The 26,774-nt window shown below is 67.0% G+C and carries 31 protein-coding genes; 14 read left to right on the top strand and 17 right to left on the bottom strand.

Features of this window, described 5'->3' with window-relative positions; genetic code table 11:
- Window positions 1-89: 89 nt before the first annotated feature.
- Both AC1HFH_RS05770 and AC1HFH_RS05775 read left to right on the top strand, forming a co-directional pair.
- Entirely contained in the window at window positions 90-320 is a 231-nt protein-coding gene (locus AC1HFH_RS05770) for an antitoxin (RefSeq protein ID WP_480246393.1), read from the top strand.
- Entirely contained in the window at window positions 317-718 is a 402-nt protein-coding gene (locus AC1HFH_RS05775) for a TA system VapC family ribonuclease toxin (protein WP_480246394.1), read from the top strand. Before AC1HFH_RS05770 ends, AC1HFH_RS05775 begins: the two co-directional genes overlap by 4 nt.
- A gap of 40 nt (window positions 719-758) precedes the next feature.
- Here AC1HFH_RS05775 and AC1HFH_RS05780 read toward each other — a convergent pair whose 3' ends face one another.
- From AC1HFH_RS05780 to trhA, 3 genes are all read right to left on the bottom strand, one after another.
- Window positions 759-1,190, bottom strand: a complete 432-nt coding sequence (locus AC1HFH_RS05780) for a nitroreductase family deazaflavin-dependent oxidoreductase (protein WP_480246395.1) — start codon at window positions 1,188-1,190, stop codon at window positions 759-761.
- A gap of 231 nt (window positions 1,191-1,421) precedes the next feature.
- The gene (locus AC1HFH_RS05785; protein WP_480246396.1) at window positions 1,422-2,933 is read right to left on the bottom strand and encodes an adenylate/guanylate cyclase domain-containing protein; all 1,512 of its coding nucleotides are present in this window, start codon (window positions 2,931-2,933) and stop codon (window positions 1,422-1,424) included.
- 47 nt (window positions 2,934-2,980) lie between these two features.
- Window positions 2,981-3,634 carry a PAQR family membrane homeostasis protein TrhA gene (gene trhA / locus AC1HFH_RS05790; RefSeq protein ID WP_480247726.1) on the bottom strand — a complete coding sequence of 218 codons (654 nt, stop codon included), beginning with the start codon at window positions 3,632-3,634 and terminating at the stop codon, window positions 2,981-2,983.
- 177 nt (window positions 3,635-3,811) lie between these two features.
- On the opposite strand from trhA, the gene AC1HFH_RS05795 reads away from it, so the two are divergent.
- Together AC1HFH_RS05795 and AC1HFH_RS05800 are read left to right on the top strand one after the other, a co-directional pair.
- Window positions 3,812-4,600, top strand: a complete 789-nt coding sequence (locus AC1HFH_RS05795) for an isoprenyl transferase (RefSeq protein ID WP_480246397.1) — start codon at window positions 3,812-3,814, stop codon at window positions 4,598-4,600.
- 42 nt (window positions 4,601-4,642) lie between these two features.
- Window positions 4,643-5,224 (top strand): hypothetical protein, encoded by a 582-nt coding sequence (locus AC1HFH_RS05800; RefSeq protein ID WP_480246398.1) that lies wholly within the window; start codon window positions 4,643-4,645, stop codon window positions 5,222-5,224.
- Between the two features lie 9 nt (window positions 5,225-5,233).
- Here the strand turns inward: AC1HFH_RS05800 and coaA are convergent, their stop codons facing one another.
- Window positions 5,234-6,166, bottom strand: a complete 933-nt coding sequence (gene coaA, locus AC1HFH_RS05805; RefSeq protein WP_480246399.1) for a type I pantothenate kinase — start codon at window positions 6,164-6,166, stop codon at window positions 5,234-5,236.
- A 176-nt stretch (window positions 6,167-6,342) separates the two neighbouring features.
- On the opposite strand from coaA, the gene AC1HFH_RS05810 reads away from it, so the two are divergent.
- Window positions 6,343-7,539 (top strand): DUF885 domain-containing protein, encoded by a 1,197-nt coding sequence (locus AC1HFH_RS05810; RefSeq protein ID WP_480246400.1) that lies wholly within the window; start codon window positions 6,343-6,345, stop codon window positions 7,537-7,539.
- Between the two features lie 39 nt (window positions 7,540-7,578).
- On the opposite strand, the gene AC1HFH_RS05815 is transcribed toward AC1HFH_RS05810, so the two are convergent.
- On the bottom strand, window positions 7,579-7,707 hold the full coding sequence (locus AC1HFH_RS05815; RefSeq protein WP_480246401.1) for a hypothetical protein: 129 nt from the start codon (window positions 7,705-7,707) through the stop codon (window positions 7,579-7,581).
- A 247-nt stretch (window positions 7,708-7,954) separates the two neighbouring features.
- Here AC1HFH_RS05815 and glyA point away from each other — a divergent pair, with 247 nt between their 5' ends.
- Complete coding sequence (glyA, locus tag AC1HFH_RS05820) at window positions 7,955-9,181, top strand: serine hydroxymethyltransferase (RefSeq protein WP_480247727.1); 1,227 nt, start codon at window positions 7,955-7,957, stop codon at window positions 9,179-9,181.
- Window positions 9,182-9,430: 249 nt separating this feature from the next.
- Window positions 9,431-9,868 carry a limonene-1,2-epoxide hydrolase family protein gene (locus AC1HFH_RS05825; RefSeq protein WP_480246402.1) on the top strand — a complete coding sequence of 146 codons (438 nt, stop codon included), beginning with the start codon at window positions 9,431-9,433 and terminating at the stop codon, window positions 9,866-9,868.
- A 114-nt stretch (window positions 9,869-9,982) separates the two neighbouring features.
- On the opposite strand, the gene AC1HFH_RS05830 is transcribed toward AC1HFH_RS05825, so the two are convergent.
- Complete coding sequence (locus AC1HFH_RS05830; RefSeq protein WP_480246403.1) at window positions 9,983-10,261, bottom strand: hypothetical protein; 279 nt, start codon at window positions 10,259-10,261, stop codon at window positions 9,983-9,985.
- A 75-nt stretch (window positions 10,262-10,336) separates the two neighbouring features.
- On the opposite strand from AC1HFH_RS05830, the gene AC1HFH_RS05835 reads away from it, so the two are divergent.
- From AC1HFH_RS05835 to AC1HFH_RS05850, 4 genes are all read left to right on the top strand, one after another.
- On the top strand, window positions 10,337-10,729 hold the full coding sequence (locus tag AC1HFH_RS05835; RefSeq protein WP_480246404.1) for a DUF488 domain-containing protein: 393 nt from the start codon (window positions 10,337-10,339) through the stop codon (window positions 10,727-10,729).
- A gap of 241 nt (window positions 10,730-10,970) precedes the next feature.
- The gene (locus AC1HFH_RS05840) at window positions 10,971-12,332 is read left to right on the top strand and encodes a PhoH family protein (protein WP_480246405.1); all 1,362 of its coding nucleotides are present in this window, start codon (window positions 10,971-10,973) and stop codon (window positions 12,330-12,332) included.
- A 194-nt stretch (window positions 12,333-12,526) separates the two neighbouring features.
- Window positions 12,527-13,159, top strand: a complete 633-nt coding sequence (locus tag AC1HFH_RS05845) for an LGFP repeat-containing protein (RefSeq protein ID WP_480246406.1) — start codon at window positions 12,527-12,529, stop codon at window positions 13,157-13,159.
- Window positions 13,160-13,231: 72 nt separating this feature from the next.
- Complete coding sequence (locus AC1HFH_RS05850; protein WP_480246407.1) at window positions 13,232-14,089, top strand: acyl-ACP desaturase; 858 nt, start codon at window positions 13,232-13,234, stop codon at window positions 14,087-14,089.
- Window positions 14,090-14,493: 404 nt separating this feature from the next.
- On the opposite strand, the gene AC1HFH_RS05855 is transcribed toward AC1HFH_RS05850, so the two are convergent.
- Window positions 14,494-15,858 carry a class II fumarate hydratase gene (locus AC1HFH_RS05855; protein ID WP_480247728.1) on the bottom strand — a complete coding sequence of 455 codons (1,365 nt, stop codon included), beginning with the start codon at window positions 15,856-15,858 and terminating at the stop codon, window positions 14,494-14,496.
- Between the two features lie 88 nt (window positions 15,859-15,946).
- Window positions 15,947-16,168, bottom strand: a complete 222-nt coding sequence (locus AC1HFH_RS05860) for a hypothetical protein (protein WP_480246408.1) — start codon at window positions 16,166-16,168, stop codon at window positions 15,947-15,949.
- A 118-nt stretch (window positions 16,169-16,286) separates the two neighbouring features.
- Here AC1HFH_RS05860 and AC1HFH_RS05865 point away from each other — a divergent pair, with 118 nt between their 5' ends.
- Window positions 16,287-16,622 (top strand): hypothetical protein, encoded by a 336-nt coding sequence (locus AC1HFH_RS05865; protein WP_480246409.1) that lies wholly within the window; start codon window positions 16,287-16,289, stop codon window positions 16,620-16,622.
- Window positions 16,623-16,682: 60 nt separating this feature from the next.
- Here AC1HFH_RS05865 and AC1HFH_RS05870 read toward each other — a convergent pair whose 3' ends face one another.
- Window positions 16,683-16,964: a hypothetical protein gene (locus AC1HFH_RS05870; protein WP_480246410.1), complete on the bottom strand. Its 282-nt coding sequence runs from the start codon at window positions 16,962-16,964 to the stop codon at window positions 16,683-16,685.
- Between the two features lie 1,315 nt (window positions 16,965-18,279).
- Window positions 18,280-19,524: an SMI1/KNR4 family protein gene (locus AC1HFH_RS05875; RefSeq protein ID WP_480246411.1), complete on the bottom strand. Its 1,245-nt coding sequence runs from the start codon at window positions 19,522-19,524 to the stop codon at window positions 18,280-18,282.
- A 223-nt stretch (window positions 19,525-19,747) separates the two neighbouring features.
- On the opposite strand from AC1HFH_RS05875, the gene AC1HFH_RS05880 reads away from it, so the two are divergent.
- On the top strand, window positions 19,748-20,542 hold the full coding sequence (locus AC1HFH_RS05880) for a thioesterase family protein (protein WP_480246412.1): 795 nt from the start codon (window positions 19,748-19,750) through the stop codon (window positions 20,540-20,542).
- 30 nt (window positions 20,543-20,572) lie between these two features.
- On the opposite strand, the gene AC1HFH_RS05885 is transcribed toward AC1HFH_RS05880, so the two are convergent.
- Window positions 20,573-21,010 (bottom strand): hypothetical protein, encoded by a 438-nt coding sequence (locus tag AC1HFH_RS05885; RefSeq protein WP_480246413.1) that lies wholly within the window; start codon window positions 21,008-21,010, stop codon window positions 20,573-20,575.
- A 157-nt stretch (window positions 21,011-21,167) separates the two neighbouring features.
- Here AC1HFH_RS05885 and AC1HFH_RS05890 point away from each other — a divergent pair, with 157 nt between their 5' ends.
- Window positions 21,168-21,506 carry a DUF4333 domain-containing protein gene (locus AC1HFH_RS05890; RefSeq protein WP_480246414.1) on the top strand — a complete coding sequence of 113 codons (339 nt, stop codon included), beginning with the start codon at window positions 21,168-21,170 and terminating at the stop codon, window positions 21,504-21,506.
- 67 nt (window positions 21,507-21,573) lie between these two features.
- Here the strand turns inward: AC1HFH_RS05890 and AC1HFH_RS05895 are convergent, their stop codons facing one another.
- The 6 genes from AC1HFH_RS05895 to glpX all read right to left on the bottom strand — a co-directional run bounded on the left by AC1HFH_RS05895 (window position 21,574) and on the right by glpX (window position 26,708).
- Window positions 21,574-23,019: an FAD-dependent monooxygenase gene (locus tag AC1HFH_RS05895; protein WP_480246415.1), complete on the bottom strand. Its 1,446-nt coding sequence runs from the start codon at window positions 23,017-23,019 to the stop codon at window positions 21,574-21,576.
- 212 nt (window positions 23,020-23,231) lie between these two features.
- Window positions 23,232-23,822, bottom strand: a complete 591-nt coding sequence (locus tag AC1HFH_RS05900) for a hypothetical protein (RefSeq protein ID WP_480246416.1) — start codon at window positions 23,820-23,822, stop codon at window positions 23,232-23,234.
- 39 nt (window positions 23,823-23,861) lie between these two features.
- A complete protein-coding gene (locus AC1HFH_RS05905; protein ID WP_480246417.1) occupies window positions 23,862-24,374 on the bottom strand; it encodes a hypothetical protein in 513 nt (170 codons plus the stop codon).
- A gap of 38 nt (window positions 24,375-24,412) precedes the next feature.
- Window positions 24,413-25,153 (bottom strand): WXG100 family type VII secretion target, encoded by a 741-nt coding sequence (locus tag AC1HFH_RS05910; protein WP_480246418.1) that lies wholly within the window; start codon window positions 25,151-25,153, stop codon window positions 24,413-24,415.
- Window positions 25,150-25,473 (bottom strand): type VII secretion target, encoded by a 324-nt coding sequence (locus AC1HFH_RS05915; RefSeq protein ID WP_480246419.1) that lies wholly within the window; start codon window positions 25,471-25,473, stop codon window positions 25,150-25,152. Before AC1HFH_RS05915 ends, AC1HFH_RS05910 begins: the two co-directional genes overlap by 4 nt.
- Window positions 25,474-25,664: 191 nt before the next feature.
- A complete protein-coding gene (gene glpX / locus AC1HFH_RS05920) occupies window positions 25,665-26,708 on the bottom strand; it encodes a class II fructose-bisphosphatase (protein WP_480246420.1) in 1,044 nt (347 codons plus the stop codon).
- Between the last annotated feature and the right edge of the window lie 66 nt (window positions 26,709-26,774).

The raw sequence follows: 26,774 nt of genomic DNA on the forward strand, positions 1-26,774 counted from the left end.
GCACGAGGCGGAGCCGACGGGCCCGGTCGGCCGCAGCGGCCGGTCGCGATGGCCTGTTGCATCAGTTGTGATGCAGGTATGATGCAGGTATGCGCACAACGGTTGATCTGCCCCCCGCGGTGCATTGCCGCGCGATGAGACTCGCCAAGGCCCGGCGGCAGTCGTTGTCGGCTACGGTCGCCGAACTTGCTGCACGAGGCTTGAGTCAGCTGGACGAACCACTGCGTATCGGCACCGATGATCGGTCCGGCTTTCCAGTCGTGAGCGTTGGTCGCAGAGTCACCAGTGAGGACGTTGCCGCCGCCCTGGATGACGAATGACGACGTTCCTGTTGGATGCCAATGTCTTGATCGCACTGACTGTCAGTGAACATGAGCATCATGAGCGGGCATCGCAATGGGCCGGTCGGCTCGAACGATTCGCGGTATGTCCAGTGGTGGAGGGATCGCTCGTCCGGTTCCTCGTCCGGCTCGGCGAAAGCAGTGCTACGGCCGTCGAAGTCCTCCGTGCGGTGCACAAGCTTCCCGGATGCGAGGTCTGGCCGGATTCCCTTTCCTATGCCGATATCGACCTCGATCACGTGCACGGACACCGCCAGGTGACCGATGCGTACCTGGCGGCGTTGGCGAAGGCGAACGGGGCAATCCTGGCCACATTCGACCAAGCCTTGGCTGCGGCTGTGCCGGAAACGGTGATGCTGGTGTCGGCGGACGACTGACCGGCCCGGAGAGTCGTGTGGCAACCCGGCCGGCCGAGAGTCAGCCGACCGGAGTCAAAGCGACGACCGGGAAATCGCGGTCGGTCTTGGTGCGGTATCGGGCGAATCCGGAGTACATTGCATCCAGCTTCGGCCACAGCGCGGCGCGTTCATCCCCAGTGATTTCGGCGGCGGTGACGTCGATGGCGTCGCCGCCGACCTCGATGGTGGTTTCCGGGGCCGCGCGCAGATTCAGCCACCAGGCCGGATCGGTGGGGGCCCCGGCGTGTGAGGCGACGACGACGTAGCGCTCCCCGTCCTTCAGGTACAGCAGCGGAGTCGTCCGTGCCTTCCCGGTCTTACGCCCCACGGTGTTCAGCAACAGCACCGGTGCGCCGCCGAAGCGGCCGCCCAGCTTGCCGTTGCTCGCCCGATAGACCGCGGCGTTCAGCTTGGTGAACAGCTTCTCCATGGTGTTGGCAACCGATCCCATGGCCGAAGCGTAGTCGCCGGCACCGACATGGGCAGCCCGAGCGAACCGATCTGGGTGCCACACCTTTCGACTGCGCCGGAGGACAGCCGGTGAAACGGGCGGATGCCGTCGCCGCGGATCGGTTGCCGAGTCGGGCGTAGTACCGACGATGCCGTCGGAACGGTCCGGGCAGTCGACTGCGGTACGGGATACCCGGAACACTCGGAGAAGGTGGCAGGCGAAGCCGGGATCTCAGGTGCGCGAAGCGAAACTGCTCGATGCCGTGGCATCGAGTTCGGTATCGGTCCAGCAGGTGACGGGGTCGTCGATACCGCGTAGCCGCAGCTCCCCGTAGTGCTGCCAGTGGGCGCGTTCGGTGGCGTCGGCGGCCCGCAGCACGTCGTCACCGACCAGGAGTCGGCGGGGTACCTGTTTGGCGGCCTCGGTGAGGCGGGCGGCTTCGTTGACGGCCTCACCGATCACGGTGAACTCCATGCGGGTGTCGCTGCCGATGTCACCGGCGAAGACCCGGCCGCGCGCGACGCCGATGCCGATGTCCACCTCGCCCGCGGCGGACACCTCGTCGCGGATCTGCCGGGCCGCCCGTAGCGCCGGAGAGGCGTTGTCGGCCAATGCCAGCGGCGTTCCGAAGACGCACAGCGCGGCATCGCCGACGAACTTGTTGACCAGGCCGCCGTTGGTCTCGGTCGCGGTGACCACGGTGGTCAGCAGCCGGTTCAGGGTGGCCACGAATTCCTGCGGCGGCCGTTCGGCGGCCAGCTGTACCGAGCCGGTGACGTCGACGAACAGTGCCGAGACGACCCGGATCTCGCCGGTCAGGTCGGTACCGCCGGCCAGGGCCCGTTCGGCGACCCCGGGGCCGACGTGCCGGCCGAACACGTCCTGGGTGCGCATCCGTTCCCGCAGCGAGACGGCGAGCTCGTTCACCGAGTTCTCCAGCCGGCCGATCTCGGAGGTACTGCGCATCGGCACCCGGACGTCGAGATCGCCCTCGGTGATCCGGTCCAGGGCCCGGCGCAGCTTGCGGATCGGCGTCGCCACCGAACGGGCCAGGACTCCGGTGGCCAGTACCCCGGTGATCAGGCCGATCACCGAGAAGAGCAGCGCGGCCCGCACCCGGGCACCGGCATCGGAGGAGGTGTCGCTGAGCACCACGATGACGATGGAGAACGGCAGCGCACCCGACACCAGGAAGGTGATGACGACCCGGACCATGACCGAGGAGCTCCAGTGCATGGCGGAGCCGAGCACCGCCGTGACCACCGGAACCGTCGGCCGCAGCAGCCGATCCACGATGAGGAAGGTCCACCCGGCCGATTCCAGTGCACCCAGCACCAAGCCGGAGGTGAGCACCGCGACATTGCGGTAGTCGGTGAGGTGTACGACCAGGACCACCGCCAGCAGCATGCCGGGCAGCCAGAGCGCCAGCGCCCGGGCCGCCACCGCAACGGGCAGCCGGAGCAGGCGTTTCGCCTCGGCGGGCGTGGGGCGCCGACCCCGGTCGAGCCAGCCCAGGTAGACGGTGCGGTCGCGGAGGGCGAACCCGATTCCGGCGATCGACGCCACCGCCGGGTAGATCGCGGTCAGCACCAGGGCCCGCTGCCAGTCGTCACCGATCCGGGTGAAGATGCCGCCGGCCCACATGACCAGGAAGATGGCGACCACACCGGCGAAGTTCGCGGCGATGACGACCGCTGCCAGCCCCCAGCGCGCATGCAGGGCCCAGCGGGCCGGGTCGATCACCGCGCGGGGTTTTCAGAGACGGACGTCACGTCGGTCGAGCATAGAGATCAGAACCGCAGCACGACCACCCATACGGCCGCATAGTGGCATATTGCCGCGATCACAGTTGCCGCATGGAAGAACTCGTGATGCCCGAAAACGCCCGGCCAGGGCTCCGGCCAGCGGGTCGCGTAGAGAATCGCACCGCCGCTGTAGATCAGCCCGCCGATCAGCAGCAGGAGCAGTGGTGCCACGCCCACCTGATGCAGCAGTTCGGGGGCGACCGGCACAATGGCCCAGCCGAGCAGCAGATAGAGCGGTACGCCGACCCAGCGCGGTGCGGCCGGCCAGGCCAGTTTGAGGGTGACCCCGGCGAGCGCGCCCGCCCAGACCACGGCCAGCAGAATGCGTCCGGTCGTTCCGGGCAGGCCGAGGAGTGCGAACGGGGTGTAGCTGCCAGCGATGAACAGGAAGATCATCGAATGGTCGGCCCGTTTCATCCGGGTCCGGGTCCGGTCCGACTGCCAGGTCACCCGGTGATACACCGCGCTGATCCCGAACAGGGCGCAGATACTCACCGCATAGACCAGCGTCGCCCATCCGGCGGTCGCCGACCGTTCGGCGGCAACCGTCACCAGTGCGAGCATGGCGACGGCGGCGATGCCGACCGCCCAGGTGTGAATCCAGCCCCGCAGCCGCGGTTTCACCGGGAGCGGCACCATATCGGACGCCGGTAGCTGCTGTGCGCTGTCGACCACGTCACCTCCTCGAACCTACGCGACCGTAAGTTTGCACCTACGGTACCGTAGGTTTTTGTCGATTCGGGCCGGGTGAGTTCCTCGGCACAGTGGACCCGATCACACCCGCCCTCGCAACCACAACCGACCCCGCGCGTAGGCTTGGGCTCCGTGAAGTTTCCTGGGCAGGTGCGCGGGCTGCCGTATCGCGTCTACGAGGCCAGGCTGTCCAAGCAGCTGGCCGGTAAGCAGCACCCCCGCCATGTGGCGGTGATGTGCGACGGCAACCGGCGCTGGGCGCGTGAGAACGGTTTCACCGATGTCAGTCACGGGCATCGGGTGGGCGCGCTCAAGATCGCCGAACTGGTCGGCTGGTGCTCCGACCAGGGCATCGAGATGGTCACCGTCTATCTGCTCTCCACCGAGAACCTGCGGCGCGACCCCGACGAGCTGGAGACGCTGTTCGAGGTGATCACCGACGTCGTCGAGGAATTGTCGGCCCCCGAACAGGACTGGAGTGTGCGGCTGGTCGGGTCCCTGGACGGGTTCCCGGAACCGATCGCCGCCCGTCTCCGGGCCGCGGCCGGGCGGACCGAGGGCCGCGGCGGTGTGCACGTCAACGTGGCGGTCGGATACGGCGGGCGGCAGGAGATCACCGATGCGGTCCGTTCGCTGGTGCGGCAGGAGATCGCGGCCGGTGAGTCCGGTGAGGACCTGGTCCAGTCGATCACCGTGAACGCGATCGGCCAGCACCTCTACACCTCCGGTCAGCCGGATCCGGATCTGGTCATCCGCACCTCCGGGGAGCAACGGCTGTCCGGGTTCCTGTTGTGGCAGAGCGCCTACTCGGAGATCTGGTTCACCGAGGCGTACTGGCCCGAGTTCCGCCGCGTCGACTTCCTGCGCGCGCTACGCGACTTCGCTGCCCGGCATCGGCGATTCGGTGTCTGATCACGGCGTAGCAGACACAGCTGTTCGCGTACCGTCGGGTCCGTGGAACCGGACTTGGTGGACTCGTCGCAGCACTCCTACATCAGCTATGAGGAATTCGGCAGGCGCTTCCTGGAGTATGCGGTCTCCGAGGAACGCATCGCCGCGGCCTTCGGTGAACTGACCGGCGCCGCCTTCGATTTCGGCCCGATCGGGGTGGGGCCCGGCCGATTGGCCAAGGTCACCGCCGGGGTGGAGCTGGGGCAGCCGCGCATCGACCGCTATATCGACACGCTGATCTCGTTCGAACTCACCATTCCGCTGCATGTCGACCTGGTCGTCGATCTCGCCGTGGACCGGTCCCGGTTCCGGGTCGACGGGACCGTGCATCTGCATCTGACCGCCCGGACCGCCGATCCGCTCCGGGTGGTCATCGATATCGCGGAACCGCGCGCGAGCGATGTCCGGGTGAACGTGGCCAGTGCCACCAAACGCGGCCAGTTGCTGCGCATCCTGGCCAGCGTGGACCACGAGATCCGCCGGTTCGTGGCACGCTACATCCGCACCGAGATCCGCAAACCCGAGATCGCCGCCGTCCGCAATATCGACGTGGCGACCCGGCTGGACGCCGCCTGGAAGCTGTAGCAGCTACCGTCAGAGCTTCCGCAGCCGCAGCCGGTTGATGCTGTGGTCGGCGTCCTTGCGAAGTACCAGCGTGGCGCGCGGCCGGGTCGGCAGGATGTTCTCCACCAGGTTGGGCCGGTTGGTGGAGTTCCAGATGTCCCGGGCGGCCGCGGTGGCCTGTTCGTCGGTGAAGGCGGCGTAGTGGTGGAAATGCGCCTCCGGATCCGCGAACGCGGTCTTACGCAGGGCGAGAAAGCGCTGCACGTACCAGTTCTCGATGTCCTCGATACGCGCATCGACGTAGATCGAGAAGTCGAACAGGTCCGAGACCATCAGCCGCGGGCCGGTCTGCAGCACATTGAGGCCCTCGACGATCAGGATGTCCGGCTGCCGGACGCAGTGCATCTCGTCGGGCACGATGTCGTAGGAGATGTGCGAGTACACCGGGGCACACACCTCGGCGGCGCCGGACTTGACCTCGGTGACGAAGCGCAGCAGCTTGCGCCGGTCGTAGCTCTCCGGGAACCCCTTGCGGTGCATGATGCCGCGCCGGTTCAACTCCGCCGTCGAGTGGAGGAATCCGTCGGTGGTGACCAGATCCACCCGCGGATGATGGTCCCAGCGGGCGAGCAGGGCCTGCAGGACGCGGGCCGTGGTCGACTTGCCGACGGCGACGCTGCCGGCCACCCCGATCACGAACGGCACCTGCCGGTCGGGGTGCTGCTCGCCGAGGAACGTGGCCGTGGCGGCGAACAGGCGCTGTTTGGCGGCCACCTGCAGATGGATCAACCGGGCCAGCGGCAGGTAAACCTCCGCGACCTCTTCCAGATCGATCTGCTCACCGAGACCGCGCAGCCCGATCAGCTCTTCTTCGGTCAGGATCAGTGGCGTGGACTTGCGTAGCGTCCGCCACTGCGACCGATCGAACTCCACATACGGACTGGGCTCACTCATCCGTGCCACTTACCCGCTGCCCGATCCGGGGAAACACGCACAGAGCGGGTGTCCGGGCAGTGAGCCCGCGACAGCCTGAGGAACTTCGACCGCATGCTCTCCGATTGTGCTCCGCATCTCGGCAGACCGTGCGGCGGGGTGGTTCTACCCGCCGGTAGGCAGCTCGGCCGCTAGGGTCGGCTGTCATGGAAGCGCATCCGCTCGTCACCGAATATCTGCGGCTCGGCCTGGCATTCGACCGGATCGAAGAGGGGTTCGTCGACGCCTACACCGGCGACCCGGCGCTGCGCCGGGAGGTGGCGGATGCGGCGCCACCGGAACCGCGCGTGCTGGCCCGGCGAGCGGCCGCGCTCCGCGCCGAGCTGCCCGATGCGGGGTTGTCCGGGCAGCGCACCGAGTTCCTGGATGTGCATCTGCGGGCGATGGAGTGCTCGGCCCGCAAGTTCGCCGGCGACGACATCGGCTTCGTCGACGAGGTGCGGGCGTATTTCGACGTCGACATCGCCCCCGGCGACCCCGACGAGTACCGGGAAGCGCATCGTCGGATGGACGAGGTCCTCGGCGGTTCCGGGCCGCTCGGCGAACGGCTGGCCGCGCATCGCCGCGCCGAGGAGGTTCCGCCGGAGCGGCTGCGCGAATGCGTCGACGCCTTCTCCGGTGCGCTGCGCGAACGGGTCCGGCAGCGCTATCCGCTGCCCGACCACGAACAGGTGACCTACGAGGTGGTCGGCGACAAGCCCTGGTCCGGTTTCAACTACTACCTGGGCGACTACCGCTCCACCGTCGCGATCAACTCCGACCTCAAACAGCAGATGGCGCATCTGCCGGCGCTGATAGCGCACGAGGCCTATCCGGGGCACCACACCGAGCACTGCCGCAAAGAGGCCGGTCTGGTGGCGGGCGGACAGGCCGAGCAGACGCTGTTCCTGGTCAACACCCCGCAGTGCCTGATGGCCGAGGGCCTGGCCGACCTCGCGTTGCGGTCGATCGTCGGCCCGGGCTGGGGCAAATGGGCGGAGGAGATCTACGCCGACCTCGGGCTCCGTTTCGACGGCGACCGCGCCGAACGGCTCTCCGAGGCCGGGGCGAACCTGCTGCCGGTGCGGCAGGATGCGGCGCTGCTGCTGCACGACCGGCACCGCAGCGCCGACGAGGTCGCCGAATTCCTGCAGACCTGGCTGCTGCTCACCCCGGAGCGGGCCCGGCAGTCGCTGCGCTTCCTGTCCTCGCCGCTGTGGCGGGCCTACATCAGCACCTACGTGGAGGGGTACCGGTTGCTGGGCGGCTGGCTGGACCGGGCCGTCGACGCCGACGACCGGGCCGACCGCTTCCGCCGGTTGCTGGACGAGCCGCTCACCCCGGGCGCGGTCCGGGCGATGTGATCACCCGGCCGGGGTGGGGCTCACGTCCGGTGGCGCGGTCTACTGGATGACCATGCAGCCTTCGCCGGACGAGATCGTGCATGCCGCCTGGGCCAGGGCGAGCAGCAGTGCGTCGACCGGGTTGTCGGGGACGACCCGGTGGGCCGGACGAGCGATCGGTGCGGACATGGCGACCTTCTCTCCTGCGGTCGGACACGGACAGTTGTGATGTCGGTCTCCGCCGGTGCGGCGTTACGGTGATCGATTGCGCCTCGCCGCGTCCGGTGGCAGTGGTGCAGCTCACTCGGCCGGTCCCGCGGCGAACCCGCTGCTGGGCGATGCGCCGTCGGCCCATAGACTGAGGGTCGTGACGCAGACGACCGCTTCGGTGAATACCCAGTCTCTCGGTGAGCTCGACCCCGAGTTGGCCGCCGCGATGGCGGGCGAGCTCGCTCGCGAACGCGACACCCTCGAGATGATCGCCTCGGAGAACTTCGTGCCGCGCGCCGTGCTGCAGGCGCAGGGCAGCGTGCTCACCAACAAGTACGCCGAGGGGTACCCGGGCCGCCGCTACTACGGCGGCTGTGAAGCCGTCGACGTGGTCGAGAACCTGGCCCGGGAGCGGGCCAAGGAGCTCTTCGGCGCTGAGTTCGCCAATGTGCAGCCGCATTCCGGTGCGCAGGCCAACGCCGCGGTGCTGATGGCACTGATGAACCCGGGCGAAACGCTGCTGGGTCTGGACCTGGCGCACGGCGGTCACCTCACCCACGGCATGCGGCTGAACTTCTCCGGCAAGCTGTACGACGTGCACTCCTACGGGGTCAGCAAGGAAGACCACCGTATCGACATGGACGAGGTGCGCGAGATCGCGCTCGCGGCGAAGCCGAAGGTGATCGTCGCCGGCTGGTCGGCCTATCCGCGTCAGCAGGATTTCGCGAAGTTCCGGGAGATCGCCGACGAGGTCGGCGCCTACCTGTGGGTGGACATGGCGCACTTCGCCGGTCTGGTCGCGGCCGGCCTGCACCCCTCGCCGGTGCCGTACGCCGATGTGGTCTCCTCGACCGTGCACAAGACGCTGGGCGGTCCGCGCTCCGGCCTGATCCTGGCCAAGAAGGAATTCGCCAAGAAGCTCAACAGCGCGGTGTTCCCCGGCCAGCAGGGCGGGCCGCTGATGCATGTCATCGCCGCCAAGGCCGCCGCGTTCAAGATCGCCGGCACCGACGAGTTCAAGGACCGCCAGCAGCGCACCCTGTCCGGTGCCCGGATCCTGGCCGAGCGCCTGACCGGCGCCGACGTCAAGGACAAGGGTGTCAGCGTGCTGACCGGCGGTACCGATGTGCACCTGGTCCTGGTCGACCTGCGCAACTCCGAACTCGACGGCCAGCAGGCCGAGGACCTGCTGCACGAGGTCGGCATCACGGTCAACCGCAACGCCGTCCCGTTCGACCCGCGCCCCCCGATGGTCACCTCCGGTCTGCGGATCGGCACCGCCGCCCTCGCCACCCGCGGCTTCGGCGACGCCGAGTTCACCGAGGTCGCCGACATCATCGCCGCCACCCTCGCCGGCACCGCCGACCTCGAAACCCTGCGCGGCCGCGTATCCAAGCTGGCCCAGAGCGTGCCGCTCTACCAGGGCTTGGAGGACTGGCGCCTGCTCGGCTGAGTCGATGGTTTTCGCGACCGCCCTGCCTGCCGGTGGGGCGGTCGCTGCTGTGTCAAGTGGCTTGCGCCTCGGTATTCGCCGCATCGTTGCGCTGGGACCGGCGTCCGGAGGTCCGTACGCCGCCGGATTGGTGCGAACCGGGGGCCTGCAGTTCGGGACGACCGGATTCCGGAGCGGGCGAGCTGCGCCGATAGTGCGCGTGCAGAGAAAGTGGCTGCTCTGTGCCGTCGGGCAGCCTAGGCTCATCTCATGGACGCTGAGTCGGAGAAGCCGGACGTACCGGAACTGCCCGAGGACCCGATCACCGTGGTGCACGAGTTCTTCGGGGCGCTCGAGCTCGGTGCGGTGCCGGAGGCGCTGGAACTGGTCGATCCGGGGATAGTCTGGAAGAACACTTCGCTGCCGGATGTGCGCGGGTACGACCGGGTGGCGATGGTGTTGCGCGGGTTGAACGGGGACCGATTCGGGTTCTCGGCGGATATGCATCACATCGCGGCGGACGGGAATGTGGTGCTCACCGACCGCACCGACCATCTGCGGATGGGTCCGCTGCGGATCAGCTTCTGGGTGACCGGGACGTTCGAGCTGCGGGACGGCCGGATCGTGTTGTGGCACGACCACTTCAGCTGGGAGAACTTCCTGCGCGGGCTCGTCACCGGCGCGGTGCGGGCGGTACTGCGCCGCTGATCGGCCGCTGCGGCAACGCCCGCTGGTAGCTCGGTGCGGGTCCTTCGCCCCGCCACATCCCGCTGCCGGCCCGGATCGCCGGTGTTGCGACGGGTATGCGGCCAGGCAAATCGCTCAGCTGCGGGCGTGCTCCTGCAGATAGTTCAGGTACATCGGCCGCAGCACGTCGGCGACCCGGCCGTCGCCGGCGTGGATGTAGTCGTCCAGCATCGGCAGCACGTACTTGATATCGGCTTCGCTCTCGCCGATCTTCCCGGCTGCGGCTTCGGCGGCCGGGATGGACTTCAGCAGATTCCACAACCACCTCACGTCCCCGCGCCGTACCGCGAGCTTCACCGCGCGGTCGTGCAGTTCCTTGGACGACAGCTTCTGCAGGTCTTCCGTTCCGGCCATATTCCGAGCGTAACCGTCCGGCCGTCCGGTGTGGCGGATCTGTGCCGCAAGCTCTGCATCTGCTGCAATACCGGTATGGACACGGCACCGGATATCGCAGTGAAACGGGTATACGACACGGCGTCGCCGGACGACGGCACCCGGGTGCTGGTGGACCGCCTGTGGCCTCGGGGCGTCCGCAAGGACGAGGCCCATATCGACGAGTGGGCCAAGGAGATCACCCCGTCCACCGAGCTGCGGCACTGGCTGCACGCCGACCCGGCGGGCCGCGAGCCGGAATTCGCCGAGCGGTTCCGTGCGGAGCTGGCCACCCCCGCCGCCCGGCGCGAACTCGACCGCCTGCGGGCTCTCGCCACCCGCGGCCGGGTCACCCTGATCACCGCGGTCAAGGAAGCGAACATGCCGGATTCGCACATCCCGGTGCTGCTGGCGGAGCTGCGTGATCACCCCGCGGGAGCTGGGGGTTAACGACAAATTCACGCAACACAGTGGTCGAGCGGCAGCGCGGACGGCCGATCGCCGGTAGCGTCGTGGATGCGAGTCGCGTCGGTGTGATTCGTACGGGAGGTCCTGACCGTGACTGAGAAATTCAGTACGAGGGGGCCGGCACCCGGCCCTCGGGGCAGTTGACGTAGTCGCAGCCCGAAGGACGGACCGGTCCAGCGAGACCGTTCACGCGGGTGCCGCGTGAACGACTAAGGAGCCCACCGTGACTGTTGCACGCTCCGTTTCCGCTCCAGCCGCGACCTCGATTCCGGGGGCCGAGCCCTCGCCCGAAGGTCGCAAGACCTTCGTCATCGACACCTCCGTACTGCTTTCGGACCCCTGGGCCGTATCCCGCTTCGGTGAGCATCGGGTGGTGTTACCGCTGGTCGTGATCAGTGAGCTGGAAGCCAAGCGCCACCACCACGAACTGGGCTGGTTCGCCCGCGAAGCATTGCGCATGCTCGACGATCTCCGGCTGCAGCACGGCCGGCTGGATCAGCCGCTGCCGATCGGCACCGAGGGTGGCACCCTGCAGGTGGAACTGAACCACACAGATCCGTCGGTGCTGCCGGCCGGCTTCCGTACCGAGACCAACGATTCGCGGATTCTGGCCTGCGCCCTGAACCTGGCCGCCGAGGGCGCCCCGGTGGTACTGGTGTCCAAGGACATTCCGCTGCGGGTGAAGGCCAGCGCGGTGGGTCTGCGGGCCGACGAATACCACGCCCAGGATGTGGTGGCCTCCGGCTGGACCGGAATGGCCGAACTCGACGTCGCCAGCGCGCAGATCGACGACCTGTTCGCCGAGTCGGTGATCGACCTGGACGAGGCGCGGGAGCTGCCCTGCCACACCGGCATCCGGCTGCTCGGTGGCAGCTCGTCGGCACTGGGCCGGGTCACCGCAGACAAGCGGGTGCAGCTGGTCCGGGAGCGGGAGGCGTTCGGCCTGCACGGCCGGTCGGCCGAGCAGCGGATCGCGCTGGACCTGCTGTTGGACGAGAGCGTCGGCATCATTTCACTGGGCGGCCGGGCCGGCACCGGTAAGTCGGCGCTGGCGCTGACCGCGGGCCTGGAGGCCGTGCTGGAGCGGCGGTCGCAGCGCAAGGTGGTGGTGTTCCGGCCGCTGTACGCGGTGGGCGGCCAGGAACTCGGCTATCTGCCCGGCACTGAGAACGAGAAGATGGGGCCGTGGGCGCAGGCGGTCTTCGACACGCTCGACGGGCTGGCCAGCCGCGAGGTGATGGAGGAAGTGCTCAGCCGCGACATGCTGGAAGTGCTGCCGCTGACGCATATCCGGGGTCGCTCACTGCACGATTCGTTCGTGATCGTCGACGAGGCCCAGTCGCTGGAACGCAATGTGCTGCTCACGGTGCTGAGCCGGCTGGGTACCGGATCGCGGGTGGTGCTCACCCACGATGTCGCGCAGCGGGACAACTTGCGGGTGGGCCGGCACGACGGCGTCGCCGCCGTGATCGAGAAGCTCAAGGGGCACCCGCTTTTCGCGCATGTGACGCTGACCCGGAGTGAGCGATCACCGATCGCTGCATTGGTGACCGAGATGCTGGAGGAGTACGGGCCGAATTCCTGAGTCTCGCTAATCGTCGGCGAGCCGGGCCGTAGGGCCTTCCATCTGCTCGAAAAATAGGTAGTATCCGCCGCGGTACCCCACCTGGCAACGGTGTGGCGAACTGTGATGTTTCACTTTCGCCGCACCGTTGCCGGTCATCGCCTCGGTTTCACCGAAGTGCCTCCTTCGGGGAAACCGCCTTCGAGAGGATGGATATGCACCACTTCGCTCGGCGTTCGACTGGAATTCTCGCGGCAGCTGCCGCAGCTGCCCTGGTACTCGGTGCCGCCGGTTGCGGCGACGACAACGACGATGTGAGCGACACCATCGGGTCGGTCACCTCCCAGGCCAAGGACAAGGCCGGTTCGGCCACCTCCGTGGTGTCCTCGGTGATGCAGTCACCGGGGGAGGAGACCACCGGTGCCGATGGGAGCCCGACCGCCGCTCCCGGCGGCGGCGATATGGACGATCCCGAAGCCGCCGGATCCACCACGATCGACACGCCGAACGGCGAGATCGAGATCTCCGGCAATGTCTACGAGAAGTATGTCGCCGAAGGCGGCGCGGACAGCCCGCTCGGCATGCCCGAAGAGCCGCAGGAAGCCGGCCCGAACGGCGGCGAGTACCAGGACTTCGAGGGCGGCACCATCTACTGGAGCGAGGAGACCGGCGCTCACATCGTCTGGGGTGACATCCGCGAGGCCTGGGAGGCCGAGGGCGGCGCCGACGGCGAACTCGGCTACCCGACCTCCGACGAGACCGACACCGCCGACGGCGGCAAGATGAGCGAGTTCAGTGGCGGCACCATCACCTGGATGGACGGCGAGACCACCGTCACGATGAACTGAGTCCTCCGCGGTGCGGAGCCCGACATGCGGGAGGAGGCTCCGCACCGCGCCGGGAGGGGCTAGGTTGTCCTGGTGCAGAAACTCTTGACCGACCGGGAGCTGTTGGATCAGCTCGCCGACGTGGTGGAACAGAACCTGACCAGGCATGTCGCCGCCGCGCCCGAGTGGCAGCCACACGAATACGTGCCGTGGTCGGACGGACGGAACTTCCAGTTCCTGGGCGGCACCGACTGGGATCCCGAACAGTCCGAACTCGGCGAGGTTGCCGAACTGGCGCTGACGGTGAGCGTGCTGATTGCCGACAATCTGCCCTCCTATCACCGGGAACTCGGCAAGTACCTGCGGACCGGCCCCTGGTGGCGCTGGGTCGGTCGGTGGACCGCCGAGGAGAACCGGCACGAGATCCTCATCCGCAACTATCTGATGGTGACCCGGGCCGTCGACCCGGTGCAGCTCGAACGCGCCCGGATGGCGCATATGACCGCCGGGTTCCGGCGGCCCGCCCTGCATCTGCTGGACGTGCTGGCCAACAGCGCCTTCGAGGAGGCCGCGGCCGCTGTCCGGCACCGCAACACCGCCGCGCTGGGGGAGAACCCGATCGTCACCGCGATCGCCGAGCGGATCGCCGCCGACGACGAATTGCACGCCGAATTCTTCGCCGAGCTGGTGTCGGCCGCGCTCGATCTGGTACCCGACCAGACCATGCGGGCGATCGCCGACCGCGTCTCCGGGTTCACCGTGCCCTCCGTCGAATTGCCCGGCGGCGGCACCAGCGATGCTCCGCTTGCCGCGGCCGGCATCTACGACCGGGCCCGCGAGGGTGAGCTGGTATTCGCCCCGCTGCTGGCCCGGTGGAACGTCTTCACCCGCGAAGATCTCGGCCCGGAGGGCGAACTGGCCCGCACCGAGTTGGGGCACCTGCGCGGCTGACCTGCCCGGCCGGTGTCCGGGCGGCCCGGATGCGTGGGCGGTTCGGTGCGACCGGACCGGCCTGCCCGTGCGGCCGGTCCAGCCCGGCCCGGCCTCGAGTTCCGGTCCGGGCCCGCCGGTTCGGTGCGACCTGACCGGCCTGCCCGTTCGGTCGGTCGAGCCCGGCCCGGCATCGGGTCCAAGGCGCACCGCCGAGGTGGCCCCGATGTGGGGCCGGCTCGTTGCGGGGTCCTGTGTCCGATGCCGGCATCGATCGGCTCCGCGCCCGGACGAAAGTGCAGCCGGTGGGTGCGGTCCTGGTCGAGACTGCACCGCGCTCGGACACTCACCGAACTCGAACGCCTCGGACCGGCCGCGGTCGACCCCGCGGCAGCCGACGCCGTGGTGGACCGGGGTCCCGGCGATCAGGAGTCGCTGTCGGTCTCGGTCATCGCCAGTACATCCAGTCGCCGGTCCAGTTCTTCGACGGAGAGATCCTCCCCGATCAGTCCCCGGTCGATCACCGTCTGCCGGATCGTCTTCTTCTCCCGCAACGCCTCCTTGGCGACCGCCGCGGCTTCTTCGTAGCCGATCGCCGAATTCAGCGGAGTCACAATGGACGGCGAGGATTCCGCCAGCGTCCGCAGCCGCTCCTCGTCGGCGGTCAGGCCGTCGATGCACCGGTCCGCGAACAGCCGGGACACATTGGCCAGCAGCCGAATCGATTCGAGGAGGTTGCGCGCCAGCACCGGGATGTAGACATTCAGTTCGAACGCGCCGCCCGCACCCCCGAAGGCGATCGCGGCATCGTTGCCGACCACCTGAGCCGCCACCTGGGTGACCGCTTCCGGCAGTACCGGATTGACCTTGCCCGGCATGATCGAGCTGCCCGGCTGCAGATCCGGCAGCTGGAGTTCGGCGAGACCGGTCAGCGGCCCGGACCCCATCCAGCGGATATCGTTCGCGATCTTGGTCAGGCTGACCGCGACGGTGCGCAGCGCCCCGGACGCCTCGACCAGGCCGTCCCGCGCGGCCTGCGCCTCGAAGTGATCGCGCGCCTCCCGCAGGGCGTCGATACCCGTGGTGCGCACCAGTTCCGCCACCACCCGCGCACCGAAACCGGCCGGAGCGTTCAGCCCCGTGCCGACCGCGGTGCCGCCGATCGCCAGCTCCCCGAGCCGAGGCAGCGTGGCCAGCATCCGCTCCACCCCGGCCGCGATCTGCCGGGTGTACCCGCCGAATTCCTGGCCGAGGGTCACCGGGACGGCGTCCATCAGGTGTGTGCGCCCCGACTTGACCACGGTCCGCCACTGCCCGGCCTTGTCCTGCAGCGCCAGCCGCAGATGGTCCAGCGCCGGAATCAGTTCGGTCACCACGGCCTCGGTGGCCGCCAGATGCGTCGCCGTCGGGAAGGTGTCGTTCGACGACTGCGACATGTTGACATCGTCGTTCGGGTGCACCGTCACCCCGTTGCGAGCCGCGATCGAGGCGATCACCTCGTTGGCGTTCATATTCGAACTGGTGCCCGACCCCGTCTGGAACACATCGATCGGGAACTGATCGTCGTGGCGCCCCGCCGCGATCTCGTTCGCCGCCGCGATGATCGCATCCGCCTTGGTCTCCGCCAACAGCCCCAGGTCCTTGTTGACCTGCGCACACGCCGCCTTCAACAATCCCAGCGCCCGAATCTGCGCCCGCTCCAGCCCCCGCCCGCTGATCGGAAAATTCTCCACCGCTCGCTGAGTCTGCGCCCGCCACAGCGCGTCGACAGGAACGCGGACCTCGCCCATGGTGTCGTGTTCGATGCGGTAGTCCTTGTTCTCACTGGTCAAGGCCACTTTTCTCGTCCTCTCGAAGGGGTGGATTTCGGTCGAAGTGTCACTTCGGTGTCATTTTCCGCTGCCGGCGGTCCAGGTGGGTGCGCTGCCTGCGGTAGCGGGTCGGGGTCCACGTGCGTGACTGGTGCAGCCCTTCGGCATGTCCGAGCTGGGCGCTGGCCCGCCAGTCCTCACCGGTCTCGACCGCGACGACGGTCGCGACGGTGTCGCGGAGGTTGCTCCATGAAAACCATTCGTACTCGTCTTCACGGAACGCTTCCACTGCCTTCTGGGTGGTTTGATAACGATGCCTTCGTCGTTACTGCCTCCGGTGGCTCCCTGCCGATCCCACCAACCAGCTAAGCATGGGAAGCTAATCGAGGGCCGAAGGAGGGCAGACCGTGACGAAGACAACGAAGGTGCTATTGGGCGTAGTTTCGGCTGCGCTTGCCCTCACAGGTGTCATACTTCTGAACACCACGGGTCACGCACAGCCAGCCCTGTCCGACACTCTGAAAGAGGGGCCTGTGAACACTGAACCCGCCAATGACCCAACTGGCGACGAAGACGAACAGGAGCGAGCCCTACTCGAGGTGGAAGAACCCGTTGTCGATGGGGATCCGCCGGAGTCCGCGGCCGACATCTACGAGGACTCAACCGATATCAAGTCGCACGAAGCCGTCAGCGAGAACTCGGTATCCGGCGAGGGATGGACCGCCTCCATCCCTGAGAATTGACCCATCGAGAATGCTGCGGCGTGTCGACAGTGCTGTCAGGCAACAGTCTCGTCACTTGTCCTAGCAGGCTGTTGTCGTCGTGCGCGGCCCGGTGCCGGCCCGGTGGGTGATGCGTTCGCGAACGACCGGGGTCGCGGCGGTGTACTGGATGATGTGGAGCTCTGCGTACTCGCACAGTGGGGTCAAGTTGGGCCGCCACAGCTTGTCCTGGAAGGCCGCCTCGGCTACAGCGCTGACACCGGACCGGGCGAGCGCGCCGAGTACGTCGAAGAACGTGGTGAGCACGGGGATGTTCAGCGCATCCCATCCCGCACCAGGTGGCTGTCCGGCGGCGAGGACCATGCCTTGTTTGATCCGTGGGGCATTCTGGCATCCGAGTCATGGCCGGTTCCGGTGCACGGAAGCGGTAGAGTCCTGTCAAGATGGGCTCTATGACGGGAAGGTGCTGCGGTCGAGCTTTTCTCACAACCGCACTACTGCTGCTGCCGATTTATATGATCGGATGTGGTGACGAGCCGAAGGTTTATCCTGGGCCTGCCGAGTCGGAATTCGATTCACATCGCCCCAACTTCGATGCCGCTGTCGACCGCCTGTACTCCGAACCCGGGCGGACCTACGAAAGCAACCTCGAGTTCGGGAGCATAAAAATATCGCGGGCTTTCGACAATAGTCACGGAGAGGTCTTCTTTTTTCGGGAACCGCGAGGCGGTACACGTATCGGGTGGAATCCTGGATGGGTGTACTCCCCTCACGGGGTTCCGGGCGGTTTCGGTACCGATGAGATGGAAAGTATTGGTGACGGATGGTATCAATTCACGAATGTGACATTCGGCGACTAAGTTCGCAAGCTGCCGTTCGAACCGGTAGTCGACACAGCCACCGGCATCAGCCCACGCTCGGCTGGTCGACGTGGGTATCTTCGACGAACATGCCCTAAACTAAATTGCGTCACTTGGTATTGTTAGGGCGCCGATGCTGGGCGTCGAATGGGTCGCGTTCCACGCCGGAATGGCTTTGATGTGTGATGTGTGATGTGCATATTCTGGCGGTATGCGAACGGACCTCGGTATCGATCCTCGCCCGCTCGCCACGGCGCGGGAGCGAGTCAGCGCCGGGCAGAATAGGAGTCTCGGTGAGGCTGTGTCGGCGCCGGCCTCGGCCGGGCCGGCCGCAGAATCGTCTCCGGATGGTGGTACGGGCGGTCTCGTGCTCCTGCCGGCGGAGCCCGGGCAGATCATCACCGACGAGATGGTCGGGGAAGCGCTGTACCATGACTGAACTTCCCCATGGTGCGGCGCTGCGGAATCCCGTCGATGTACATCGCCGATCGGCGCAGGTTGGTTCGCTGCGGTCGAGTGGTTCGCGACCACGCCGACCACCTCGTTGAGATCATTGCGGTCGCACGAACATGCGGAGTTCTGTTTGCACGACGGTATCCTGCGCCGAATCGCAGGTGGAACTGCGTGGACTGCGCTGGGCCGACAGGACCAACAGATCGCTCGTGTGCGCGTATGGCCGCACCTCGTCTGCACGCCTGGACGGCCCACTGCTGCGCGTATAGACGGATCGAAGGCCCATGGTCACCGAGGAAGTGTGCGGTATGTGAGATATGGATTTTCGTCGCGAGACCGCCCTCCAGTGGGCGGGTTCACGGGGCTCAGGGCGGTGGTGCCGGGTCGGCGTTCCACCGCAATCCATCGATGGTCGGCTCCGGCCGGTATTCGGTGTCGAAGCGAGTCCCGTCGGCGAGGCTGGTGGCGAGATCGGCGATCATGGCACTCAACGAAATCCACTTCGGTGGATATGCGTCGGCGGTGTCTTTGCCGAACTCGGTGATACAGCCTTGGAGTGGGCCGGGGCGGACGTCGCAGACCAGCATCGTCGAGTCGCGCTCGGCAATCGGGATGAACTCCGGTAGGAACAGGCCTGCTTCGGAGCCTGCCGGTGCTTGTGCGTAGTCGGCGAGTGTCCGGACCTCGGTGCGGCCGGGATCGGCCGAGGCGATGTCAGTCCAGATTGCCTGCTGCATCTCGTGTATCCGGATCACCTGGTCCAGTTCGAGGATCGTCCGATCGGGCAGCAGGTCGATGGTGCCGCCGCCGTTGTGGAGTGTGAACCAGTCGCGGAGCTCGTTCGGCCAGGCGACGCCGCTACGCCGCTCGGCGGTGGTGATGGCCTCCGGTCCCGCACCGGGATGTACGAGATCGAGCCACAGGCGGTCATTTGCGCGCTCGATGGTGTTGCGAATGCGTTGCCACTGCTCGGGTAGAGAACCGGAACAAGTCGGTGAAACCGGAGTTCGCGCCGGCGGTCCGGCGGCGGGTGCTCGTGCGGTGACCTTCGTACCGGCCGGGTCGGCGTGCCGTGTTCTCGCAGGCAGGTTTCGCCGGATCCGGTAGACCTGATCCCGCTCGTATTCGTGCACGTCGAACGTGTCATCGTGTTTGATCTGAGTAATCGGCATCCGGTCCACGGTCGGCCACAGCTGGATCAGGATCGCGACATCATTGCGGTCACGGTCCCGCCCGCGGGCGCTCACCCGGACACGGTGCAATCCAGCCGGCAGCGGTATCAACTGATCGATCTCCGGGGGCCGGATATGTGACAGGGTGGTCCGTGTCAGCATCGCGGTGGCGCCGAAGTCGATCACGCCCTCTTCGACCGTCTCCCACTGGTCCAGAGCGACCATGTCCGGCTCGGTGGCGGCCGCGTCGATTCCGAGGTCGATCAGCCCGTGTGTCCAGCCCACCCAGATGTGGGCGGTCTCGTTGCCGTGCATGTCACAAGTGATGCTGAGTAGCGACCCGGGGTTGCGGGTGTCGATCATCGGCGGCCACTGGTACTCGGCAGGTTCGATGTAGAGCGCAGCCTCGCTGAGTTCGATGGTCTGCCACTGCGGCATGGGGAATCCCACCGTCCTGACGTTCTGTGGTGTCGCGCCCCCCGGGTCCGAGTGTAGGAGTGCACGTGTAGTTGCAGGGGTGCCACGCCGGTGGCGTCGGTGCCCCCGGTTCGGAACGGTTGCCCCGAGACTTCGCACGGCATGGTTGTGCCGCATTCTTGCTGGCAGAATCGTCCGGTGAGCAAACTTTCGCCGAATGGCGACGGCTGGTGAGGAGTGCGAAGTGAGCGAGGCGTTCTACCTGCCGGACCCGGAGCAGCCGGGCCGATACCTGTCCACCGAACTCACGCGCGGGCCGTGGTCGCCGGATGCGCAGCATGCCGGGCCGCCGTCGGCATTGCTCGGGCATGTGATCGAGCGGTGCGAGCCGCGCGAGGGGTTCCGGGTGGGGCGGGTCGCGGTGGAGATCCTCGGGCCGGTCCCGCTGGAACCGCTCACGGCCGAAGCGCGGGTCACCCGGCCGGGACGGAATGTCGAACTGCTGGAGGCGACGCTGTCGACCGAGCGCGGGCCGGTGATGAAGGCCAATGCGTGGCGATTCCGGTCGGCCGAACCGGAACTGGAGTTGCCCGGGCAGTTCCGGCCCGCCGGTACGCGGCCCGGACCCGAGAATGCGCCGGCGCCGCGCCCGTTCCCGTCCACGCAGGCGGTCGGGTTCCACACCGCGATCGAGTACCGCTTCGTCAGCGGCTCCTTCACCGAACCAGGTCCCGCGATCTGCTGGATCCGGTTGAAGTACCCGATCGTCGCGGGCGCCGCCCCGAGCCCGCTGGAACGCACCCTGGCCGCCGCCGATTCCGGCAACGGGGTGAGCGCAGTCCTGGACTGGGAGCGTTACCTGTTCATCAATACCGATCTCACCGTCACCCTGCACCGGCAGCCGGTGGGCGAGTGGGTGTGCCTGGACGCTGCAACCTATCCGCAATCACACGGGATCGGGATGGCCGAATCGGCGTTGTTCGACGAGAAGGGGCCGTTGGGGCGCAGCACCCAGACGCTCTACCTCGCGCGCCGGTGATCTGCCGACCGGCTCACGCAAGAGCGGCGGCTACCGCACGTGGATCGTCTGTTCGCACCCGGGCCCCGAGCTGCCGGATCCCGCCGGGACGACGACTCGCACCTGCAGTGGCCCCGGTTCGAGCGGGCCGAGTGCCAGCGAGGCATGTCCTGCATCGCGCATCGCGATCGGCAACAGAGTCCGCATCCCGACGGACGGCACCTCGACATATGACCCCGGCCCGTAGTTCATCGCCACGTCCACCAGCAACACGGTGTCCACACCGGCCCGGGGCTCGACCGGAAGTCGGAACCCGAGCCAGTCCTGGACGGCCAGTCCTCGCGCGCAGTTCCCATTGACCACACCCATTCCGAGGTACTGCATCTCCGGTGCCGGTGCGGCGTGCCCCGGCGCAGCCACCGCTGCAAACAGTCCGGTGGCCGCGGCGGCGGTGAGAATACTACGACGGAACAGGCGGCGGAACTTCATGAATGGGAATCCTTCCTGGCGGTGACTAACGTTGCGACGCTAGTGGATTCGTCAGCTATCCGCTACTTGTTCGCGGTGGGGTGCGGACAGGGTGAGCTGTTGGTCGGCGGTTGCTGCAAGTCTTGCCGGAAGGCACCCGATGGTCTGCAATGGTTGCGTGGCTGATCAACAGAATATGGCTCGGGTGGTCCTGGCGGGGTCTTCGGTGGTCGTCGCGGCCTGTGCGCTGGCGGTGACGGTGAAGGTGCTGGGGGCCGATATCGGCCGAGCCGACCCGCCGCGGGTCCTGGACCAGGCGGCGGTGGAGGATTCGGTGGCGAAAGCGCTGCAGGGCGTTCGTGAAGAGGCCGATATTCGCGCGAGGTGTCCCGGTTCCGTCGTTGTCGAGGCCGGCAACCGGTTCGATTGCCAGGTGTACGGCTGGCGTTCCGGTAGTGAGACCGTGACGGTCGAGGTCACCGACGATCAGGGTTCGCTGTCTGTGGATCCGTCCTGATGGTCCGGCCGCGGAAGTCGGCGGGACCGGGTCGCCGGCCGGTGCAACGTCGGCGACCCGGGTTACCTCAGCGGAAGTAGCCCGCGATCCCGTCGGTGATCTGCGTGGGGTCCGGATGATCGGCGGCCCAGGCGATGTATCCGTCGGGACGCACCAGGACCGGCGGTTGTTCCGGGTCGGCGGCGCGGACGATGTCGACGTGCGCGCCGGCGCCGTTCAAGGTGACCGCGTCGGGGTCGGGGGCGGTCAGCACGAACCGCCCGGGGCGCAGCGCCTCGTACAGGCGGGCCGGTTCGCCGGTGAGGGCGATATCGAGGGCCCGCTGCCCGACCAGGTGATGTGCCCCGTTCGGTCGCGGATACCGGAAGCCGAGCCCGGAAACCGAGCCCGCGACGCGGTGCCCGACCGGTGGCAGCGACAGCGCCGCCCCGGCACCGGCATTGCGCAGCATCCGGCCGACCCGGCTGCCGATCATCGCCGCCCGGATGATGGCGCCGCTGCTGCGCAGCACCTCCTCGCCGACCGGATGACGTTCGGCGTGGTAGGTGTCCAGCAGCCCCTCGGGTGCCCAGCCCTGGACGGCCGCGGCCAGCTTCCAGCCCAGGTTCGCGGCGTCCTGCAAGCCGGTGTTCATGCCCTGACCACCCGCAGGGGAGTGCACGTGTGCGGCGTCGCCGGCCAGGAACACCCGGCCGACGCGGTATTCGGGCACCTGCCGTTCGTCGCTGTGGAATCGCGACATCCAGCGCGGATCGTGCATGCCGAAATCGGTACCCAGCGCCCGGCGGGCCACATCGCGCAGTTCGTCGAGGTCGACCGGTGCGGTATCCGGTAGTTGGTTGTCGCGGTTCCAGGCGAAGATCCGGTAATAGCCGTCGCCGAACGGTGCGATGAAGGCGAACGCATCGCCGACACCGTTGACGGTCAGCACATCGTCGGGTGGGTCGGCCAGCCGGACATCGGCCAGCATGATGGACCGGAGCACCGAGTCGCCGGGGAACGGCAGCCCGAGTTCGGTGCGGACCGTGCTGCGGTGGCCGTCCGCGCCGACCAGGTACCGGGCAGTGACCCGGGTTGTCTTGCCGTCGTGGTCGATCCGGGCTTCGACGTGGTCGTCGGTGGCGGTCGAGTCGATCAGTTCGGCACCGGCGACGAGGTTCGCGCCCAGTTCCCGGGCGCGGTGCCGCAGCACGTCTTCGACATGCGTCTGCGGGGTGATCAGCAGGTACCGGAACCGGCCGTCGAGGAGGTGTCCGAGATCGACCGCCACGTCCCCGAAGATCCGCAGCCGGTCGACGGTCTTGCCGACGCTGAGCACCGCACCGTCGATGCCCCGGGCGTCGAACTGCTCCAGGGTGCGGGCATGCACGCCGAACGCCCGGGTCAGGTCGGAGCCGTGCGCATGCTTCTCCACCAGCGTGGTTTCCACACCGGCGCGGGCGAGGTCACCGGCGAGCAGTAGCCCGGTCGGGCCGCCGCCGACGATCAGAACATCGGTCTGTTCGGGAATCATGTTGCCCTCCAAGGAATCACCAGGCCAACGGGCGTTTGCCAACGTCTGTTGACCAAATATACGGCCCCGGTCCGGGGTGGGTCAACAGATGTTGGCAAACGGGGTGATCCTGGGCGTGTGCAACACCACGGATGTGCCATCACCGGTGCAGCACGATCCGATCGGAACCGCACAATCCTGACGCGGTGCTGTCCGATGTAGGCGGCCCCGGATCAGCTGGAGCAGGTTCGGTTGCGGAACGCCTCGGCAAAGGGGCGAGCCGCCCGAACGGTGACTTGCCGGCGCTCCTGGCTGTGTCGAATCTTTCGCACCGGGGTCCCTGCAGCGCCGGTGAAGGCGGCGGTGATGGCCAGCAGAATCACCGGTGTGCCCAATCCGATGACGAACGCCAGCGCGACAGTGATTTCCCGGTAGCCCAACTGGGCAGCTCCGTACAGTCCGATCACTGTGCACATCGCAGCGAAGACGAGGAAGAGGAAGACGGATTCGCGGGCGCGGATCCGCAACCGGCAACGTCGGCAGATCGGCCACTCTGCATGGACCACTGTGTCTGCTTCGGTCTGCACGACTGCGGATCTGCGCAGTCCATTGGTGAAGTACTGCCTCGTGTAATCCGACAGTCGGGTCCACAGTGTGTGTCGTACAGCGCCGTCGAACTGGATGGGTACCGGGTACACGCCGACCGCGGCGCGTCCATGCGTGATGCATACCGGGGGCAGCGCATCGACGACCGAGTAGTGTCGCGGCGACCGTGGATCGAACGCGTTCTCCTCTGCTGGACTACGAAGGATGCGCAGCGACACGTCGATATGGCGGCCCGAACCAGGTGGGTTTCTCATCGGCTATTCGAGCCAGCCACGTTGCTGTCGATCCCGGAAATACCGATCATCCTCATCGTCGTCATCCGGTGTGACAACAAGCTCCCGGTTCGGTTTTCGGGTGCCGGGGATCACTCGGCTCGAGGAGGTTTCGAACCTTGGCGGGGTTGCCGGTTCGGAGGAAGGGGCGGGCGTTGGTGGCTCGGGGGTCGCTGCGGGTCGCGTCTGCTCCAAAGGGCCCGGCGGAGGCGTCGGTGATTCGCGGTACCGGGCGAGCTCGGCGCGGCCCTGTTCGGTCAGTCGTTCGCGTTCTTCGTCCGGAAGCTTCGAGAGTTCTTCCATTGCGGTCGGAAGTACGCCGTCGAGTACTCGGTTGAAGGGCTCGGCACCGGCCAGTTCCCGCACGCTTCCGCGGCCGGCGAGAATTTCGCCGATTTGGTGCTTCAGTACGTCATCTCGTGAGTTCGCTGCGACAATGCGCAGTGCGGCCGCCACCTGCCGCGATACGCCGATGTCACCACGTGCAACGTCCAGCATCGGTTGGTCCTCATTGGGCGGATATCCAGCGTTAGTGCTCATCGGACCCCCGGGTGATCATAAGTGTCCCCGCTCAATTCGGGGATATCAGTGGAACTGATCGTCGCAACAGCGCCTAGAACCAAGCCCGCAGCTGCCTCGGCTGCAAAAACCCACTTGGTGAACTCACAGAGTACCTCGGCCCATCCCTCTACTATCTGCGCTACCTCGTATACGGCGGACGCGGTGGTGAACACCGAGCCAACAGCGCCGACGCCGGTGGTTGCCATTGCAGCTGCTGCGGCCTCTTTGACTGCCAGAATGATTGCCGCGTCGTATATGTCTTGAATCCTTCCGCAGATGAACTGCGCCATGGAATAGGACGACAACGCGTATTCGTCGATCGTGTACTCGACATCGTTCAGAGTGCTCGCCTGCGTGTTCAGAGCATCCGTCAGCTTGTTGAAGTAGTCGTCAGCGGCGGCGGCAGCATTGCCCTGCCAGCTGTTCTGAACCTGGCGGTTTTCGCCGGAGATAGCTGTGGAGTAAGTACGGAGATAGTCCGACAGGTTGCCCAGCGCTGTTCCGGCCTGCTGCAGTGCCTGCCAGTCTCCCGCGATCTTGTTGGTTGTGTAAGTCAACGGATCGAGACCGAGTGTCTTGTTCAGGACATAGTTGATCCAGTAACTGGGCGACACGACGTTGCCGTTGATGACCAGCTCGACCAGATCTGGAATCGGATCGTCCGGTTGTGGATCGGTGAGGTGTTCGGTCGGCGTCTTTATAGGCGTGGCGGTCACTCGGCTTCTCCGACGTAGGTCTTGTCGAGCGCAGCTGCGGTCGCGCGGTCGGTGGTCCGGTACATCTGAGCTGCCTTGGTCAGCTCTGTAGCCGAACTCGCTGTGACTGAACCGAGTTTGTTCAGATTCGACTCCATATCCCGTAGGATCTGATGCAGGGTGTCGACAACGCTGGTCAGGAACACCCCACCGGCATTGTTGTCGACGTTCACCCATTGCTGGACGTACGGGATAGCCTGAGGGTGATCGGCAGCCAGCGTCTTCAACGTTCCGGCAAATGTGTCCAGGTCATCCGGCTCGACATTCAGTTCGTCGGTCAATTTCTACAGGTTCCTTCCAGGCTCACGACTCGCGGGCAGCTACCCACCTACCTCACTAGACGCGCGGCAGAGCCGGCCGGTTCCGTGAAGTTTGCTCGAATCCGGGACCGTCGGGTGCAGAACGCTGCCGTGAGATGACGATCAGGCTGCTGTACGGCGCCCGATCGTCATCTCATGTGTTCCCCCGCCGGTCAGGGCAGGGGCGGGGTGGCGAATTCGTCGCCGTCGAAGTCGACGGAGGAGTATTCGCGGAGCTTGGTGAGGCGGTGGTAGGCGTCGATCATGCGGACCGTGCCGGACTTGGAACGCATGACGATGGACTGGGTTTCGGCGCCGCCGCCGAAGTAGCGGACCCCGCGCAGCAGGTCGCCGTCGGTGACGCCGGTGGCGCAGAAGAAGACGTTCTCACCGGAGACCAGGTCCTCGGTGGACAGAACCCGGTCCAGGTCGTGGCCGGCGTCGATGGCCTTCTGCCGCTCTTCGTCGTCCTTGGGGGCGAGCATGCCCTGCAGGCTGCCGCCCATGCAGCGCATTGCGGCGGCGGCGATGATGCCCTCGGGGGTGCCGCCGATGCCGACCAGGATGTCGGTGCCGGAGTTGGTCCGGGCCGCGGCGATGGCGCCGGCGACGTCACCGTCGGAGATCAGCCGGATCCGGGCGCCGGCGTCGCGGACCTCCTGGATCAGCTGGGCATGCCGGGGCCGATCCAGGATGCAGACGGTCAGATCGGACTTCGCCATCCGCTTCGCCTTGGCGACCCGACGAATGTTCTCGCCGATCGGAACCGAGATATCGATCACATCGGCGGCGTCCGGGCCGACGGCGATCTTGTGCATGTAGAACACCGCGGACGGGTCGAACATGGCGCCGCGCTCGGCGACGGCCAGCACCGAGATGGCGCCCGGCGAGCCCTTCGACATCAGCGTGGTCCCGTCGATCGGGTCGACGGCGAAGTCCACCTCCGGGCCGGAGCCGTCGCCGACGGCCTCGCCGTTGTACAGCATCGGCGCTTCGTCCTTCTCGCCCTCGCCGATGACGACGATGCCGCGCATCGACACCGAGCTGACCAGCTGGCGCATCGCATCGACGGCCGCACCGTCGCCGCCCTCCTTGTCACCGCGGCCGACCCAGCGGCCGGCGGCCATCGCACCGGCTTCGGTGACGCGGACCAGCTCGAGCGCGAGGTTACGGTCGGGTGCCTCGCGGCGGCTCGGAGCGGGCGAAGATGCCGTCATTGCGGGGTGCCTCCTTGGCGTCGATGTACGGCGACCATTGTCTCATTTGCTCCGATCCGGACAGTG

It is taken from the genome of Nocardia sp. KT25-26 (assembly GCF_056627695.1).